Origin of the sequence: Streptomyces sp. NPDC086549, from assembly GCF_044746205.1 — a bacterium.
GTDB lineage: Bacteria > Actinomycetota > Actinomycetes > Streptomycetales > Streptomycetaceae > Streptomyces.
Map to the genome: position 1 here is coordinate 132,060 of NZ_JBIVBS010000014.1, position 15,764 is coordinate 147,823.

The window sequence follows — 15,764 nt, forward strand, 5'->3', positions numbered from 1 at the left end:
CGAAGCAGCCAGGCTCGTGCCCCGCTGTGAGTGGAGCACTACCCGGCCCACGTCGACGGAGACCAGGGTGTGTGCTGAGCTCCTGGCGCACGTCCAGGCAGCGCAGCCGGACATCGGCCTGCCCGGATCCCGTGTCGTACGGTCTGATGTCGCGGCCGCCCACCGTCCGCAACGGCTCTCACCGAACCCGGCGGTGCCGCCGGTACGGCCGAAAGATCTGAACCAATACCGGGAATCAGGCCGCGACGAGCTCCTGCTCGCGGTCCGGCGTCTTGACCCTGGGCTTCTTGTTCGGCAGCGAGAGCCGGAAGACCTTGCGCCACGCGGAGAACACCTGCTTGGGCAGCGGCCCGGTGACGTACTCCAGCTCGTACTTCTCGAACAGCGCGCGCACCTTCACCGCGACCTCGGCGTACCGGTTGCTCGGCAGGTCCGGGAACAGGTGGTGCTCGATCTGGTGCGACAGGTTGCCGGTCATGAAGTGCATGGCCCTGCTGCCGCTGATGTTCGCCGAGCCCATCATCTGGCGCAGGTACCACTGGCCGCGCGTCTCGCCCTTGATCGACCGGCGCTCGAAGACCTGCACGCCCTCGGGGAAGTGCCCGCACATGATCACCGAGTGGGACCAGATGTTGCGGACCAGGTTCGCGGTGAACGTGGCGGCGAGCGTGGTGAGGAACGACGGGCCCGACAGCAGCGGGTGGATCACGTAGTCCTTGAGCACCTGCTTGCGGATCTTGCGGCCCACGGCCTTGGCCCGCGCGCGGAACTCCGGGTTCTTGCGGCGGCGTTTGTGCAGGTTCTTGCCGAGCTCCAGGTCGTACGCTGCGATGCCGTACTCGAAGAAGCAGGCGTTGATGAAGTTCCACAGCGGCTGGCCGAGGTGGAACGGGTGCCACTTCTGGTCCTCGTCGACGCGCATGATGCCGTAGCCGAGGTCGTTGTCCTTACCGATCACGTTGGTGTACGTGTGGTGCAGCTCGTTGTGCGAGTGCTTCCACTGGTCGGATGGCGAGACGTGGTCCCACTCCCAGGTGGTGGAGTGGATCTTCGGGTCCCGCATCCAGTCCCACTGGCCGTGCAGGATGTTGTGGCCGATCTCCATGTTGTCCATGATCTTCGCCACGGACAGTCCGGCGGTGCCCAGCAGCCAGGCGGGCGGGAAGAACGAGAACAGCAGTACGCCCCTGCTGACCATCTCGAGCTTGCGCTGCGCCGAGATGACCTTGCGGATGTAGGCGGCGTCCTTCTCGCCGCGGCTGGCGATCACCTCGTCGCGGATCGCGTCCAGCTCACGGCCGAGCTCCTCGATCTGCTCCGCGGTCAGGTGGGCGGTGGGGTCGATGGCGGTCAAGGTGCTCCTACCGTTCGATGTCGCAGGGGCCCGCGGCGGCGGACACGCAGGTCTGGATGAGGACGCCCGGTTCGGCCTCGGTGATGTCGCCGGTGCGCAGGTCGCGTACGGCGCCCGCCTTGAGCGGCGTGACGCAGCCGAAGCAGATGCCCATGCGGCACCCGGAGGGCATGAGCACGCCGGCCTCTTCGCCGACGTCCAGCAATGGCGTGGCGCCGTCCGCGTCGACGGTCTTGCCCGTGGCGCTGAACGTGACCTCGCCGCCGTCGCCGGCGACGACGATGCTGGGGCGGAAGCGTTCGGTGTGCAGGCGCCCTTGGACGCCGTGCTCGGTCCAGTGCACTTCGGCGGCGTCGAGCAGGCCCGCGGGCCCGCAGGCCCAGGTCTCGCGCTCGGCCCAGTCGGGTACGAGTTCGCCGAGACGGGCGATGTCGAGCATGCCGTCCGTGTCGGTGTGCACCTCGGTGAGACGCAGCTTCTTGTCCGCGACCAGGTCGTGCAGATCGTTGCGGAAGATCACGTCGTGCGGCTGTGGCGCGCAGTGGACCATGACGACGTCGTCGAACTCGGTGTCGCGCAGCATGCCCATCACCGGCGTGATGCCGCTGCCGGCCGTCAGGTAGAGCACCTTGGCCGGCTTGGTCTCCGGCAGCACGAAGTCACCGGTCGCCTGGTCGAGCTGGATCAGCGTGCCCGGTTTCGTCCTGCGGACCAGGTGGTTGCTGACCTTGCCGTCCGGGATCGCCTTCACAGTGATCGTGATGCGGCCGTCCTGGCGGTTCGTCGGCGAGGTGATGGAGTAGGCACGCCACAGGCGCACCCCGTCGACGTCGACCCCGATCCGCACGTACTGACCGGCTGTGTGGCCGCGCCAGCCCCGTCCCGGTCTGATCACGATGGTCGCGGCGTCACCCGTCTCGGGGCGCACGGCCTCGATGCGCCCACGCAGGTCGGCGCCCGCACGCAGCGGGCTGACCAGGTCGAGGTAGTCCGACGGCAGCAGCGGCGTCGTGACCATCTCGAGCATCTTCCACGCCCTGCTGCGGAGGGCTGTACTCGTCATGGCTCCAGCTTGCTGCGCCTCAGGGCGTAAGGTCCTGACCGCAGGACGTAAATCTGGTCGGCAGAATTGTTCGCAGGGAATAAAACGTGAACCATGTGATCCGGAGGGCCAGCGAACTGGCCCTGGATGAGACGACGGTCACCGTACTTCGGGCTGGGCTGAAGGCCACCGCCGACGAGGTTGTCCAGGCGATCATCGACGAGGTCCCTCCCTACGCCAACGCCCTTACGGGCCACATGGGCGCCACCATCCGCCGAGCCGTCCGCACCGCCCTGGGGCACTATCTGGACCTTGCGAGCGGGAGTGCCACGGGTGGCGACGGCGGTGACGCGGCCTACGAGCTGGGCCGCGGCGAGGTCCGCGACGGCCGTTCAATGGACGCCCTGCTCAGCGCCTACCGCGTCGGTGCCCGCGTGGCCTGGCGATGCCTGGCAGCGGGGGCCGTACCCGCGGGTCTGCCCGCCGCCGAGGTCGCCAAGTTCGCCGAGCTGACCTTCGCCTACATCGACGAGCTCTCCGCCGCGAGCGCCGCGGGCCACGCCGACGAACTGGCCGCCCGGGGCAGGGATCACGAGCGCCACCTGGAGCACCTGGCCCGCGACCTCCTCGCCGGCGCGAGCCCGGACGTGCTGCTTGTCTCCGCTCAACGGGCCGGGTGGCAGCCTCCGGCTTCGCTGACCGCGGTCCTGCTGCCCGCCGCCCAGGCCCGGCCTGCCTACCGCGCGTTCGACCCGAGCACTCTCGTCCTCGACGATCTGCCGGATGCCACCGGTGTGCTGCTCGTCCCCGATGCCGACCGATCACATCTCTTGCGGCAGCTGACCGACCGCACCTCCGTGGTCGGCCCGGCCCGGCCATGGATTCGTGCGTCCGCCTCGTACGCACGAGCCGTACGCGCGCGCTCCCTCTCCTCTGATATTCGCGACACCGAGGACCACCTGCCCGAGCTGGTGCTGAGCGCCGACGTGGACGCGTTCGCAGACCTGCGTGTCCGAGCCCTCGCACCGTTGCGGACCTTGCCTGTCGCGACCGCGCGGCGGCTGGAGGAGACGTTGCGGGCGTGGCTGCTGCACCAGGGCAGGCGGGACGAGGTGGCGGCGGCGTTGTTCGTCCATCCCCAGACCGTCCGCTACCGGATGTCGCAGCTGCGGGAGCTGTTTCCGGATCTCGCATCGCCCCACCGGGTCCTTGAACTGACGCTGGCGGTCGGTCTTCGGGTCAGCTGACGCGTACTTCGACCGTCCACGACCGCGTCCGCGAGCGGTCCAGGAATCGTGCCTCGTTCCCGGTGCCATCAGCTGGCTCATGCGGCCCGGGTAAGAGCGGTATGAGCCAGCTGAGACCGGGGGTTGATGTGAAGACCAGACAAGGCCTCGGGAAGCCCGTCGGGGGCGCTGTCTCTGAGAAGCGCGGTGGCGGATACGGCTCGACTGGATCCGGTGGACGATGCGCACCGGCCCGCTAGTCGACGCGCTCATCGAGCATCTGGTCGGCGATCTGGGCCGCTATGCCCGAAAAGCAGCTTTCATGTCATCGTGAAGGGCGCTGTCCTGGCACGAGCTGACCCACGGGCGCGCGGCGGGCTGCAGCTGGGTGACCGTGGGGCGGCCGGGCCGGGTCACCAGGGGGGCCGGGCCACTCGCGCCGGGGACCACCGTGGTTCTGCGATGGCCCCGTGCCTCCCTTCCGACAGGTCAACCGGACGACCGACCGGGCCGGCCTGGCACACCGGGCGAGGGATGATGGGGATGGAATGACGGAACGTGAGGTCAGGAGCTTCCATGGCGATGCGGGTTCACCGACCCCGTGAGGACGCGGAGTTCAATTTCATCCTCGGGATGAGCGGAGTTCCGGTCCTCGCATACTTCACCGGGACATGGCCCAAGGCAATCGAGCCCTGCCGGGTGATGGACCTCGTCGTGGGTGGCATCGCCGACGACTACACGGGCCGCCTGACGGTCGTCCGCGCCGACATCACGCGTTGTCCGGCCGCAACCGAGCGATACGGGATCACCGGAGCCCCGTCCTACGTCATGCTGAAGGAGGGAGAGGCGGTGGCGCACGGCACGGGGCCCATGACCATCGCCGAGGTACGGAAGTTCCTGGACGGCCACCTCTGAGCGGCCGCTGCAGCACTTGGCCGCGACGCCCGTCACGTCTCGTCTATGGGAGCTGCGCCGCTTGAGACACCTTGGGGCTGAGACACCCCCACAGGGCACATAACGCCATCCAGGATCACGCCGGGCGACAGCCGCATGGCGGCCACGGCCAGGTCCATCCAGAGCGCGGTGACGTCGCGGCCGGTGCGCGACTGCAGCCGGACGCCGTCCTCGGTCTGCCATAGCACGGTCCGGTGGCCATCGACCTTGATCTCGTAAGCCCACGACGGACCCGTCGGCAGCTGCGTCACGGGCCGCGCGAGGGCGACGTCCACGGGGCGCCAGCCGGTCCCTACCGCCCACGTCCAACTAAGGCATCGCCACTGCCGTTCCTTCCATACGGTGCGGCCCCCGTCTTCTCGGGCGCCGCGCGTACGTCCACGGCAGCAGCCGGCCCCGACCGGAACCCCGACCATGAAGGCCCGACCAGCGTCGCGGTGCGATAACCCCGCCCCCGGCCACGCCCGCAACCCCGCGGGGTCCCCTCCGACAACCCCGCCGACAACTGTCCGCGCCTGCCCGGTGTCTGACGGAATATCCGCAGGTCACCACACCCTTTTGGCGTGGTCGGGGAGCCCGACATCCCCTCTGCACCCACACAACAGCCCCACCCAGGAAGAAGAACGGGAAGGGGGGGCGGGCGTGGTGGCGGAGCAGCGGGGGATCGGGCGGCTCCTTGGGGGTGTTGCGTGTCGGCAGGGCCTTTGCGCCGACGGGCAGGCAAGCTGCCCGGCGCTCTCAGCGGGTGATCTTCGCCGTGCGGCCGTTTTCTGCCGGTCCGCTGCCAGCGGGTGGGAGGGAACAGTCAATTCTGGCTGAAAACCGAACAAACAACGGAAAGTTCGCGCCACGGATCTTGTGTGGCGCCTGTGAACCCATGAGGGTGGCTGGTGGTGCGACATGTGTTCGATTTTCCTTAGGGGAAAAGTGAAGGCACGTTTTGTCGTCCCGCTTCTCGCGGCGGGGGCCCTGCTGGTGCCGGCTGCCACGGCGTCGGCTGCGGCAGCTCCGAGCGGCAGCACGGGAAGGGCGGTCGCGAAGAGCCCTGCTGACGTAGCCGTGTGGTGCACGTTCCAGGGTGAGAAGCCGTTCCAGGTCACCCATAACGGCCCGCTGTTCGCCCAGGGGCATTACACGGGTTGCTCGACTCCGGCGCCCGACAAATGCCGGGCCCAGGTCGATCTTCAGCGGTACGAAGTCTACGACGGGTACTGGCACACGGTGAAGCACAAGGACAGCGGGTGGACGAAGTGCAGCGGGCGCTACACCACCCCGGGGCTCAAGTGCGTGCATGATGGCCACAAGGGGACGTACAACACGCAGGTGTCCTTGCAGGTCGAGTACCACGGTCGCTTCAGCGAACCCGGAATCGCAGACACGCACAACACCGTGATCGACTGCTGAAGTCCGTTCACCCGTAACGGCCTGCCGGATTGATTCGGTAGGCCGATTTCGGTTCGGTCGCACAGATGAAAGTGAGACAGCAGCATGCACGTTCATTTTGAAGCAGTAGACCCAGAGAAAATGATCAGGTTCTGGGGCAGCATCCCGGGTTGGGGTGGGTACAGCGTCGGCGAAGCGAAGTCCCCGGCCGTGCTGCCGGTCGTCACCGTCCTCGTCGGAACGATCGCCGAACAGGTTCAGATACTGATCGGAAAAGGTGCCTCTCTGGTGGAACCTCACGATGGCATGCACGCCCTGATGACGGATCCGGAAGGCAACAAGTTCATGGTGGTGCTCGACCCCGATCATGAAGCATGACGTTCTCCAGCGTGGATGTGGCCCGGCGTACGGCACTCGCCCTTCAAGGGCGCCGGGTGGAGGATCCGGTGTGGGGCGCCTTCACCCGTCACCGACGTCGAGGCCGACGGGGCGCACCTGACGCACAACGCGTACGCACCTGTTGTCGTAGGTGGCCCGTCCGAACTCCCGATCATGAAGGCCTGACCAGCGTCACGGTGCGATACCCCGGCCCCCGACAACGCCCGCAACCCCGCTGACAACCCTGCCGACAACTGTCCCCACCCTCGCGGCGTCTGACGGTGTATCCGCAGGTCACCACGCCTTTTGGGTGTGGTCGGGGAGCCCGACATCCCACTCTGCACCCCCATAAGCGCCCCACCCAGGAAGAAATGAGGAGAAGGGGAGGGCGGGCGTGGTGTGGCGGAGCGTCGGGGGATGGGGCGGCCCTCAAGGGGTGTTGCGCGTCGGCGGGTCCTCCGTGCGCCCTGGTGGGTAGCGGGCAGTCCCTGCGCGCGCTGGCGACGAGGAGGGGGAGCGGAGTTGGACGCTGGAGTCGGCGGTGGCGGCTCGCAGAGCCATCGCGCCCGCGGGCGTGAGCGGTGAGTGGTGTGCGCTTGATGGTGTCTGCCGGCCGGACGGTGCGCGGCCGCGGTATGACGAGTGAGGCGGATATGTCCTGGCCGGGCAGCTTGCGCAGGGTGCGGCCGACGGGCTTGCCCCTGCGCCGTCAGCCGCCCCCCGTACCAAGGATGCGTACGACATCACTGTCTTCGCCCGTGCGGCGGCCCCATCCGCTGTGTCCGGGCCATCCCGCCTGAGGCCGACGCTGGTGGGCTCGATCGCCTTGGCGTCGGCGCACCCGGGTCCCGGATGTCCGTTCCTGTAGATCAGCCCTGGCGCCCGCCGCCCCGCCTGCCGTCGCGCCACTCGTGCCCGTCGACCCCTCCGACGTGCTGTGATGAGCCTCACCGCAAACATGAGGGGCCCCTCGAGTACGCTGGGCGACGTCGAACATGAGGGCCCCCTCCGGATGATCCCCGCAGTTCGGCACCCGGCCGATCCGGATTCCCCGGATCGCGGACAGGACGGCCGCCCGGTCAACGGAATCGCGGCACATCACAAGGAGATGACCATGAACAAGTGGATCAGGCGCGTTTCGACCGCTGTCGCTTCTGCCGCGCTGGCAGGCGGAGCCCTTCTCGGCGTCAGCGGCACGGCGTCAGCGGCGACGGCCTCGGCGCCCGGGGAGCACACGCAGTCCGCGATCACCGCCTTCGCCACCAGCGGCGACCGCGCGGACGGATACCAGCGCGCTCACCACGAGGCACAGGACGACAGCTGGGGCGCACCCCGCGACTGGTACACGAACGACGACCGCCAGGACCACTACGTGGAAGAGCGCTGGAACGGTAGCCACGTGTACGTCCGGGACGGGTACCGCTGGGACGAGGCGACGACGTGGCACCGCGTCAGCGCCGAGCGCTGGCACCTGGACCAGGTCGCGTGGTACGTGGACCAGCACTGATGCGGCCGCAGGCCAGCACGGTCGGTTTGACCGGCCGCAACGACGTGGCTCTGGGTTGTGCCGTTGCGACTCGTCAAACCGACCGCTCGCCGAGCCGACATCGAGCGTGAGCCGGTGAAATCGCCGCCCGGTCGAACGGGAACAACGCGCGGGAGCCGTGTGTGCTGCTCCCGCCTCCGGCGCCACTGGTCGCGCCGGCGGTACCGCCACGCCCCGCGTCTCTACGCGCACGGGGAGTCATCGCAGTGCCAAATGAGCGGGGATGTGGAAGTGAGGGACAGTGGGATCAGTCAGAACCGTGGCACACGAGCTGCCCGTGCGGCTTGTCGTGTCGCACGACCTGTCGGTGCCGATACGTGCAGAACTGGGGTACGAGGCGGATGATCCCTATGCCGTGCGTGCCGTCTTCCACACCCTGGACCAGAGCGGAACGGTCGAGTGGTTCCTCAGTCGCGACATGCTGGCTCAGGCTCTGAGCGAGCACACCGGGCACGGAGACGTGCGCATGTGGCCGACCGGTGACTCGGGACGCGACGTGGTGTACATGGCTCTTGGTTCGCCTGCGGGATCGGCCCTGCTCGAGTTCCCCGCGCAGGGCGTGGAATCCTTCCTGCGCGAGACGCGATCCTTGGTGCCGCCGGGGGCTGAATCCAGCCGGCTTGACCTGGACGCCGAGCTGGCACAGCTGCTGGCGGGAAACTGACGCCTCCAGCTGGATGGTGAGGGCCACCATGGGCCCTGGGGTCCGGATGCCGACCGCGGCACCGGGCCCGCTGCATGTCCCGTTGCCCGGTGTGGCCTGCCGCGGCTCACGCCCGCTCGCCGCACTCGCGGCATTCCTCTTCGGGGCACTCGAGAGTGGTGAGGGTCTGGTCGACCTGCTGGGGGGTCAGCGGGGGCTCAGGCAGCTCGTGGTGGGCGCACTCGGCGCGAAAGGCGTCAAGCAGGAGGTACAGGTGGCGGCGCCAGGCGTTGGGGGCGACGGCACGTGTGGCCTGGATGATCCCGGCCTGGGACCAGATCACGAAAGCGAGGTCGTCCGGGGTGACATCCTCGCGGAGAACGCCCTGCTCCTGGGCGTTGCGGAAGATCTGAGCGATCCGTTCCTTCGTACGCTCAAACATTCCCCTGCCGAGCGCGTGGACGGGCAGGCGGGCCGAGACCAGGTCGTTGAAGGCGCGGTCACAGGCCTGCAGTTCACAGAGCTTTTCCAGGTAGTGGCAGAACCCCTCCCAGGCGTCGTCCATGGCTGCGGCCTCTTCAGCTGCGGCGAGCAGATCCGTGAACTTCGCGGTGAAGAGTTCTTCGACCAGGTCGAGCCTGCGGGGGAAGTGCCGGTAGACCGTCCCGATCGCGACGCCTGCGTCGCGGGCAACACCCTCCAAGGAAGCTTCCAGCCCCTGTTCGGCGAAGGCCTTGCGGGCGGCGGCCACGATCGCGTCCCTGTTGCGCTGCGCGTCGCGGCGCAGCGGTTTGGCCGACGCCTGGGGCGCGGGCAGGACGTGCTGGTCACTCATGCATCCAGGCTAACATGAGGGGCCCCTCGAATTAGGTTGTGATCCTGCTCATGGTGCGGATGGAACGTGGTCCAGATGCACGCACGCAGGGCGCGCCGAAATCAGACTCCTTCACACAGCAGGACCCGCAGGAAACGAGCCCTGCCGCAAAGTCTGACGCGCGACACACACGGAGGTCGCCGCGGTCACCCGGGCATCGAACGCCTGAACAGCAGAAAGTGACCAGCAGGGCCCGCACCGGCCGGGAGAGCGCCCTGGTCACCGCTGCTGCTTCGTGCGGCCGGCTGAAGCCTGCTGAGTGTCCGCGCCGGAGCTGACGTGCCGCAGGGTCTGCTGGGGGCCGTGCCAGTCCAGGCACATCACGGTGGCATCGTCTGCGAGCCGGCCCCCGGCGGCATCCCGGACCGCGGACGTCAGTGTCAGCGCCGTTTCCCGCGGGTGCAGATCCCGGGTGTGCTCCAGCAGGGCGAGCAGGTCGACCTTCTCCCCATGCCGTTCGAGCATGCCATCGGTCACCATGAGCAGACGGTCACCCGGGCGCAGGTCGATGTCCTGGACACGGTAGGGGTGGGGCACGGAGACGGGCAGCCCGAAGGGATGGTCCACCTCGCAGGTGATCGCTTCCGCAGCCCCCTCGCGCAGGCGCAGTGGCCAGGGGTGGCCGGCGTTGACGAGCTGGGCGCGGCCGGTGTGGAGGTTGATGCGGAGTAGTTGCCCGGTGGCGTGACCGTGGCCGTGGTCGGCCAGGGCCTGGTCGGCCCGGTGGGCCTGCTCGGCCAGGCCGGTTCCCGCGCGACGGGCGCCGCGCAGGGCGCTCACCAGCACCGTGGCGGCCAGGGCGGAATCGATGTCGTGGCCCATGGGGTCGGTCACCGAGACGTGCAGGGTGTCGCGGTCCAGCGAGTAGTCGAAGGTGTCGCCGCTGAGGTCTTCGGAGGGCTCCAGGTGCCCGCACAAAGTGAATTGCGCAGCCTCGCAGGACAGTGACGGGGGCAGCAGCTGGTACTGGATTTCAGCAGCCAACGTGGGGGGCCTGGAGCGTTTGCCCCAGGTGTAGAGGTCCGTGAAGCGTCCGTTGGCGATCACGACGTAGGCCAGGATGTGGGCTGCTTCCCCGACCTCGTCGAGGACGTCGTCGCCGGGGTCGGCGGGCAGGAGCAGTTCCAGCAGTCCGATGGCGTCCCCCCGGTTGGTGACCGGCACGATCACCCGCTGTCCCTGGCCGGTCGCCTCCTGGTACGGCCGCTGGGTACGGATCACCCGCTCGTAGACGCTGCCGAACATGGGAATCCGCTCGGCTGCCTGCTCACCCCCCACACCGACGGCAGTGGCCAGCCGCGCCACCGCATTGCCCGTCAGGTCCACGATGAGGAATGACACCTTCGTGGCCCCGAAACGCCGCCGCAGGTCCTCTGCGACCACCGCGACGGCGTCCACCGGCGCCGCCCTCTCCGCTGCGGTCAGCAGCCGGGGAAGTCCACTCTGCCTACCGCTCACGAGCACGGCCCCTTCCACCAGCCCCTTCTACAGCTTGGGAACCGTCACCCCAGGCGTCAATCCGTGCGTGATCACGGCCGGTGGTCAAGCTGTGCGTACACGGAGATGAATCGGCCTCGGCGCCGGCCTGGGGGCGCCGCCGTCCGGTCGCGCGACCCGGCGAGGCGCTGCCGTATCCGCCCCCACCCCCCACCACACTCGCAGGCGGGGGCGGACCGTCATCCGGCTCCACGCCGAGATGTCGGCCCACTTTGGCGCGTTCGATGCCCTCCAGATCGACGGGCAGGAGCTGTCGAGGGGCAGGAGCTGTTGCGGGCGCCGTGCCGTGAAGCCGTGCCCGCTCGGAGGCGCCGTTCGCCGAGCGCGACCTGACCGACCCGTGGACCATCTGACCCGAGACGACCGACGTCGCCCTCGCCAAGGAGCGGTTCACCGCCTGGACCGAGGCGCCGGGCATTGAGGGGCTGATCATCCGTGGGAGCCGGCAGCGGCACTTGCCCGTCGCCCGGGCGCTCATCAAGATCCGGGCACCCTCGGCGCGATCACCGGCGCCCCGCGCCGCCCCCCAGAACCTCCTGCCGGGCCGGTACGACCGGGAGGGGGCCTTTCGGGCCGTGGCGCGCAGCTCGCAGTCGCATCCCGACCACGTCCGGTACATCGCCAGACCAGCGCACCCCGGCCGCATCGGGACACCACTGAGAGAGCACACGGTCAACGACGCCATTCACCACGCCATCGGGATCACGAACCCCGCTAAAAGCTCATCCGTCGGGGCGTCCACACCTCCGTGAAGGCCCTCGAGGTCGACATCGCCGCGTGGATCGACACCTGGAACGACAACCCGCGGCCCTTCACCTGGACGAAGACCGCCGGCGAGATCCTCAACTCCCTCGCCGACTACCTCACCAAGGTCGGGACCGGCAACCAGAAAACAGAGAAGAATTAATCTTCTGGATTTCTGGCGCATCACACCGGCTGGCTGGTCCGGTATGCGGATGACTTCCTCTCATCCGCCGGCGGCGTCCTCGGCCTCCCAGCGCAGCAGGTCGCCCGGCTGGCACTCGAGCACCTCGCAGAGCGCGGCGAGCGTCGCGAAGCGTACCGCCTTGGCGCGGCCGTTCTTGAGTACCGCCAGGTTGGCGGGCGTGATCCCTACGCGGTCCGCGAGCTCGCCCACGGACATCTTCCGCCTGGCCAGCATCACGTCGATGTCGACGGCGATCGGCATCAGATCACCTCGTCCAACTCGGCCTGCATCTGCGCCGCTTCGACGTCGCGCGCGACGGCCTGGGCGAGCAGCATCCGCAGCACGAGCACGATAAGGGCGACCCCCAGGATGGCCACGCCGACCCCGCCCATGATGACGGTGACGCCCGGGTCGTCCCGCTGGCCCGGCGCATTGATGGCCGTGACCGCGAACCACACGAGGGCAGCCGCCACGATCGCGCCGATCACGCCGTCCACGTACCGGAAGGCGGCGTGGGAGAACACGGTTCCGCGTCGCACCATCGCCACCAGCCGCCATACACAGACCAGGGCGACCTGGGCCGACACCATCCCCAGGATCGTGATCACGCGCAGCGGGGTCAGCGGGAGCGACCCGTCCTCCGGATCGGTGGCCAACGCCCACACCATCAACGCCTGTACGAACACGGTGCCGGCGAGCACCACCACGAGCACGGCGCGCAGCGCACGCACTGTCAGCTTTCCCATGACCCACCCCTCCATCGAGTTGCGATGGGAATCTATCGACTTTCGATAGGTGAGGCTAGGTGTGGTGCCAGCGCGGCCACGGTGCCCTTCCGCTCCACGGTCCATACCACGATCGCTGGCAAGGACTCGTCCTTCGCGAACGTCGTCTGCTCCCGCAGCACCCGCGTCGACTCCGCGTCGCGCGGCAGGAATGCCGCCCGTCCGTCGGTCGCGACCTCACCGAGCCGCGGCCCGCATACGGGACGAGGGCGCCGCCGACACCGAGCCGGACGAGCAGCAGGACCAGGGGGACGAGCCAGCGGGTACGGCGGGTGGCGGACATCGCTCTCCTTGACGAGGACCGGGCGGGACGGACGGTGGTGTGCCGGGCCCGGCCGCGCGGGGGGACAGACGAGAAATCACTCGGCAGGTCTACGGCTGCCCGGCGCCGGACACGTCCGTCTCCGTGCCGGACCGCGTCCTTCCGGAGGCTGCCCTTCAGGCGGGCGCGGACGTCACCCGATCGCCGCGCGCACGGGGCGCATCCGGTGAGGCGGCCAGCACGGTAGAGACAGTCGGGAGCGTGATCTGGCGCACCGGACGAGCTAGGACAGGGGCGGTTTCCGTGGCGCAGGAGACAAGCAGGGGCACGAGCCCGGACGGGGCGACGCCAGACGGGACACCGACCTGTCTCGTCACCGGTGCCAGTGGCTATATCGGCGGCCGGCTGGTGCCGGAGTTGCTGGACTCTGGTCACCGGGTGCGCTGTCTGGTCCGTACGCCGCGCAAGCTGCGCGACCACCCCTGGGCGGACCGGGTGGAGATCGTCCAGGGTGACGTCACCGACGCCGAATCCGTGGCGCGGGCCATGGCGGACGTAGACGTGGCCTACTACCTGGTGCACGCCCTCGGCACCGGCCGCGGCTTCGAGCGGACCGACCGGGAGGCGGCCCGGGTCTTCGGTGATGAGGCCCGCCGGGCCGGCGTGCGCCGCTTGGTCTATCTCGGCGGCCTGACTCCGGCCGGGGTCCCTGAGCGGGAACTGTCTCCGCATCTGCGTTCCCGCGCCGAGGTCGGCCGCATTCTGCTCGGCTCCGGCGTGCCGACCGCCGTCCTGCGGGCCGCGGTCATCATCGGCTCCGGCTCCGCGAGCTTCGAGATGCTGCGCTACCTCACCGAGCGACTGCCGGTGATGGTCACCCCGCGCTGGGTGCACACCCGGATCCAGCCCATCGCCGTACGCGACGTGCTGCGCCTGCTGGTGGGCTGCTCGCGGCTGCCCTCCGACGTCAGCCGCACCTTCGACATCGGCGGTCCGGAGGTGCTCACCTACCTGGACATGATGCAGCGGTACGCGGCCGTCGCCGGCCTGCCCCGGAGGCTGGTCGTGCCGGTGCCGGTGCTCACGCCCGGCCTGTCCAGCCACTGGGTCGGCCTGGTGACCCCGGTGCCGGCCTCGATCGCGCGCCCGCTCACGGAGTCGCTGCGGCACGAGGTCGTCTGCCACGAGAACGACATCGAAAGGTACGTGCCCAGCCCGCCCGGCCACCCTCTCGACTTCGACCGGGCCGTCGACCTGGCGCTCCAGCGGATCCGCGAAGCCCAGGTCGCCACACGCTGGTCCTCCGCCTCCGTGCCGGGCGCCCCCAGCGACCCGCTGCCCACCGACCCGCACTGGGCGGGCGGCAGCCTCTACACGGACGTGCGCGAGCGCGACGCGGACGTGCAGCCCGCAGCGCTGTGGCAGGTGATCGAGGGCATCGGCGGGGAGAACGGCTGGTACTCCTTCCCGCTGGCCTGGGCGGTGCGCGGCTGGCTCGACCGGCTCGTCGGCGGCGTCGGCCTGCGCCGGGGCCGACGGGACGCGCGGCGGCTGCGGGTGGGCGACTCGCTGGACTTCTGGCGGGTGGAGGAGATCGAGCGCGGGCGGCTGCTGCGGCTGCGCGCCGAGATGCGGCTGCCCGGCCTGGCCTGGCTGGAGATGCGCGTGGACGGCGACGGAGGCGGCCCGGTCCGGTACCGGCAGCGGGCGCTTTTCCACCCTCGCGGCCTGCTCGGCCACCTGTACTGGTGGAGCGTCTCGCCGTTCCACGCGGTCGTCTTCGGCGGCATGGCCCGCAACATCGTGCGCGCCGCCGCGCGTGCCCAGCGCGACCACCGCCACACCGCCGGGCCAGCCACGACCGGCCGCACCGCATCCGGACCCGCTCCGCCGCCGGAAGACAGTGACGTCCGCACCGGCCGCCGCCGACCACCGGAAAGAAGCTGACTGCCATGCACGTCTCGGTCGTCCTGTTCACCTCCGACCTGCGCCTGCACGACCAGCCGCTGCGCGCCGCGCTGGAGGCCGCCGACGCGCTCGTCCCGCTGTTCGTGCGCCACCGCGCCGTCGAAGCGGCCGGGTTCGCCCCCCGAACCGCACCGCCTTCCTCGCCGACTGCCTGACCGACCTCACCGGCTCGCTGCGCGAGCGCGGCGGACGGCTCGTGGTGCGCTCCGGCGACCTGGTGCGTGAGGTGTGCCGCGTGGTGACCGAGGCGGACGCCGACGAGGTGCACATGGCGGCGGCGCACAGCGCCTTCGCCGGCCGCCGGGAGGAGCGGCTGCGGCGGGCGGTGGAGGCCGACGGGCGCCGGCTGTTCGTGCACGACGCGGTGACCGTGGCCGTGCCGCCCGGCGAGGTTACTCCCTCCTCCTCCGGCCATTTCGCCGTCTTCACGCCGTACTACCGGCAGTGGTTGCTGGCTCGCCTGCGCGCGGCCGTGGCCGCCCCGCGCCGGGTACGGGTGCCGGATGAGGCGAAGGGCGAACCGCTGCGGGCGCGTGGTGACGTCAGCGGCGTCTCGCCCGCCCTGCCGCCCGGGGACGAGAAGGAGGGCCGCAAGCGGGTGACCGCCTACTGCAGGGGCGGACTGGGCGCCTACGACGACATGCGTGACGGCCTGGCCGCCGACGCCACCTCCCGGCTCTCCGCGCACCGGCACTTCGGCACCCTGTCCCCGGTGGCACTGGTCCACCGGGCCCGCCGCCACGGCGGCCCGGGCGCCGAGACCGTCGTGCGGCAGCTCGCGTGGCGCGACTTCCACGGCCAGGTCCTCGCCGCGTGCCAACGACGCCGCCCGCGCCTACTACCGCACGAAGCACGACCGCTGGCGCACCGAGCGCACCGCGCAGGCCGACATCGAGGCGTGGCAGGAGGGCCGTACCGGCTCCC

Annotated in this window: 15 protein-coding genes and 2 pseudogenes; 9 read left to right on the top strand and 8 right to left on the bottom strand. The window is 69.7% G+C overall.

Translation table 11 applies throughout. The features are described from left to right. Nucleotides 1-235: 235 nt before the first annotated feature. The gene (locus ACIPSA_RS35775) at nt 236-1,354 is read right to left on the bottom strand and encodes a fatty acid desaturase family protein (protein WP_402642385.1); all 1,119 of its coding nucleotides are present in this window, start codon (nt 1,352-1,354) and stop codon (nt 236-238) included. A gap of 7 nt (nt 1,355-1,361) precedes the next feature. Further along, entirely contained in the window at nt 1,362-2,417 is a 1,056-nt protein-coding gene (locus tag ACIPSA_RS35780) for a ferredoxin reductase (protein WP_402642388.1), read from the bottom strand. Between the two features lie 86 nt (nt 2,418-2,503). Between ACIPSA_RS35780 and ACIPSA_RS35785 the strand changes: the two genes are divergently transcribed. Both ACIPSA_RS35785 and ACIPSA_RS35790 read left to right on the top strand, forming a co-directional pair. Next, the gene (locus ACIPSA_RS35785) at nt 2,504-3,643 is read left to right on the top strand and encodes a PucR family transcriptional regulator (protein ID WP_402642391.1); all 1,140 of its coding nucleotides are present in this window, start codon (nt 2,504-2,506) and stop codon (nt 3,641-3,643) included. A gap of 555 nt (nt 3,644-4,198) precedes the next feature. Then, nucleotides 4,199-4,537, top strand: coding sequence for a thioredoxin family protein (locus ACIPSA_RS35790; protein ID WP_402642394.1), 339 nt, complete (start codon nt 4,199-4,201; stop codon nt 4,535-4,537). A gap of 32 nt (nt 4,538-4,569) precedes the next feature. Here ACIPSA_RS35790 and ACIPSA_RS35795 read toward each other — a convergent pair whose 3' ends face one another. Further along, a complete protein-coding gene (locus tag ACIPSA_RS35795) occupies nt 4,570-4,851 on the bottom strand; it encodes a hypothetical protein (protein WP_402642396.1) in 282 nt (93 codons plus the stop codon). Between the two features lie 625 nt (nt 4,852-5,476). Between ACIPSA_RS35795 and ACIPSA_RS35800 the strand changes: the two genes are divergently transcribed. The 4 genes from ACIPSA_RS35800 (at nt 5,477) to ACIPSA_RS35815 (ending at nt 8,547) form a co-directional block, all read left to right on the top strand. Then, the gene (locus ACIPSA_RS35800) at nt 5,477-5,980 is read left to right on the top strand and encodes a hypothetical protein (RefSeq protein WP_402642398.1); all 504 of its coding nucleotides are present in this window, start codon (nt 5,477-5,479) and stop codon (nt 5,978-5,980) included. An 84-nt stretch (nt 5,981-6,064) separates the two neighbouring features. Next, nucleotides 6,065-6,337: a VOC family protein gene (locus ACIPSA_RS35805; protein WP_402642400.1), complete on the top strand. Its 273-nt coding sequence runs from the start codon at nt 6,065-6,067 to the stop codon at nt 6,335-6,337. Between the two features lie 1,114 nt (nt 6,338-7,451). Further along, nucleotides 7,452-7,844, top strand: a complete 393-nt coding sequence (locus tag ACIPSA_RS35810; RefSeq protein WP_402642403.1) for a hypothetical protein — start codon at nt 7,452-7,454, stop codon at nt 7,842-7,844. Nucleotides 7,845-8,142: 298 nt separating this feature from the next. Next, nucleotides 8,143-8,547 (top strand): SsgA family sporulation/cell division regulator, encoded by a 405-nt coding sequence (locus ACIPSA_RS35815; protein ID WP_402642405.1) that lies wholly within the window; start codon nt 8,143-8,145, stop codon nt 8,545-8,547. A gap of 106 nt (nt 8,548-8,653) precedes the next feature. On the opposite strand, the gene ACIPSA_RS35820 is transcribed toward ACIPSA_RS35815, so the two are convergent. Next, nucleotides 8,654-9,361 carry a TetR/AcrR family transcriptional regulator gene (locus ACIPSA_RS35820; RefSeq protein WP_402642408.1) on the bottom strand — a complete coding sequence of 236 codons (708 nt, stop codon included), beginning with the start codon at nt 9,359-9,361 and terminating at the stop codon, nt 8,654-8,656. 258 nt (nt 9,362-9,619) lie between these two features. After that, complete coding sequence (locus ACIPSA_RS35825) at nt 9,620-10,798, bottom strand: PP2C family protein-serine/threonine phosphatase (RefSeq protein WP_402642708.1); 1,179 nt, start codon at nt 10,796-10,798, stop codon at nt 9,620-9,622. An 847-nt stretch (nt 10,799-11,645) separates the two neighbouring features. Here ACIPSA_RS35825 and ACIPSA_RS35830 point away from each other — a divergent pair. Beyond that, nucleotides 11,646-11,804 (top strand): hypothetical protein, encoded by a 159-nt coding sequence (locus tag ACIPSA_RS35830; protein WP_402642411.1) that lies wholly within the window; start codon nt 11,646-11,648, stop codon nt 11,802-11,804. A 60-nt stretch (nt 11,805-11,864) separates the two neighbouring features. Here ACIPSA_RS35830 and ACIPSA_RS35835 read toward each other — a convergent pair whose 3' ends face one another. The 3 genes and pseudogenes from ACIPSA_RS35835 to ACIPSA_RS35845 form a co-directional block, all read right to left on the bottom strand. Beyond that, nucleotides 11,865-12,086, bottom strand: coding sequence for a helix-turn-helix transcriptional regulator (locus tag ACIPSA_RS35835; RefSeq protein WP_030724363.1), 222 nt, complete (start codon nt 12,084-12,086; stop codon nt 11,865-11,867). After that, entirely contained in the window at nt 12,086-12,571 is a 486-nt protein-coding gene (locus ACIPSA_RS35840; RefSeq protein WP_402642414.1) for a DUF2975 domain-containing protein, read from the bottom strand. The genes ACIPSA_RS35835 and ACIPSA_RS35840 overlap by 1 nt, the downstream gene beginning before the upstream one ends. 68 nt (nt 12,572-12,639) lie before the next feature. Beyond that, nucleotides 12,640-12,893: pseudogene (locus ACIPSA_RS35845) on the bottom strand (hypothetical protein); the annotation flags it as partial. A 282-nt stretch (nt 12,894-13,175) separates the two neighbouring features. Here ACIPSA_RS35845 and ACIPSA_RS35850 point away from each other — a divergent pair. Together ACIPSA_RS35850 and ACIPSA_RS35855 are read left to right on the top strand one after the other, a co-directional pair. Beyond that, the gene (locus tag ACIPSA_RS35850; RefSeq protein WP_402642416.1) at nt 13,176-14,819 is read left to right on the top strand and encodes an SDR family oxidoreductase; all 1,644 of its coding nucleotides are present in this window, start codon (nt 13,176-13,178) and stop codon (nt 14,817-14,819) included. A 5-nt stretch (nt 14,820-14,824) separates the two neighbouring features. Beyond that, nucleotides 14,825-15,760: pseudogene (locus ACIPSA_RS35855) on the top strand (deoxyribodipyrimidine photo-lyase); the annotation flags it as partial. Nucleotides 15,761-15,764: the final 4 nt, after the last annotated feature.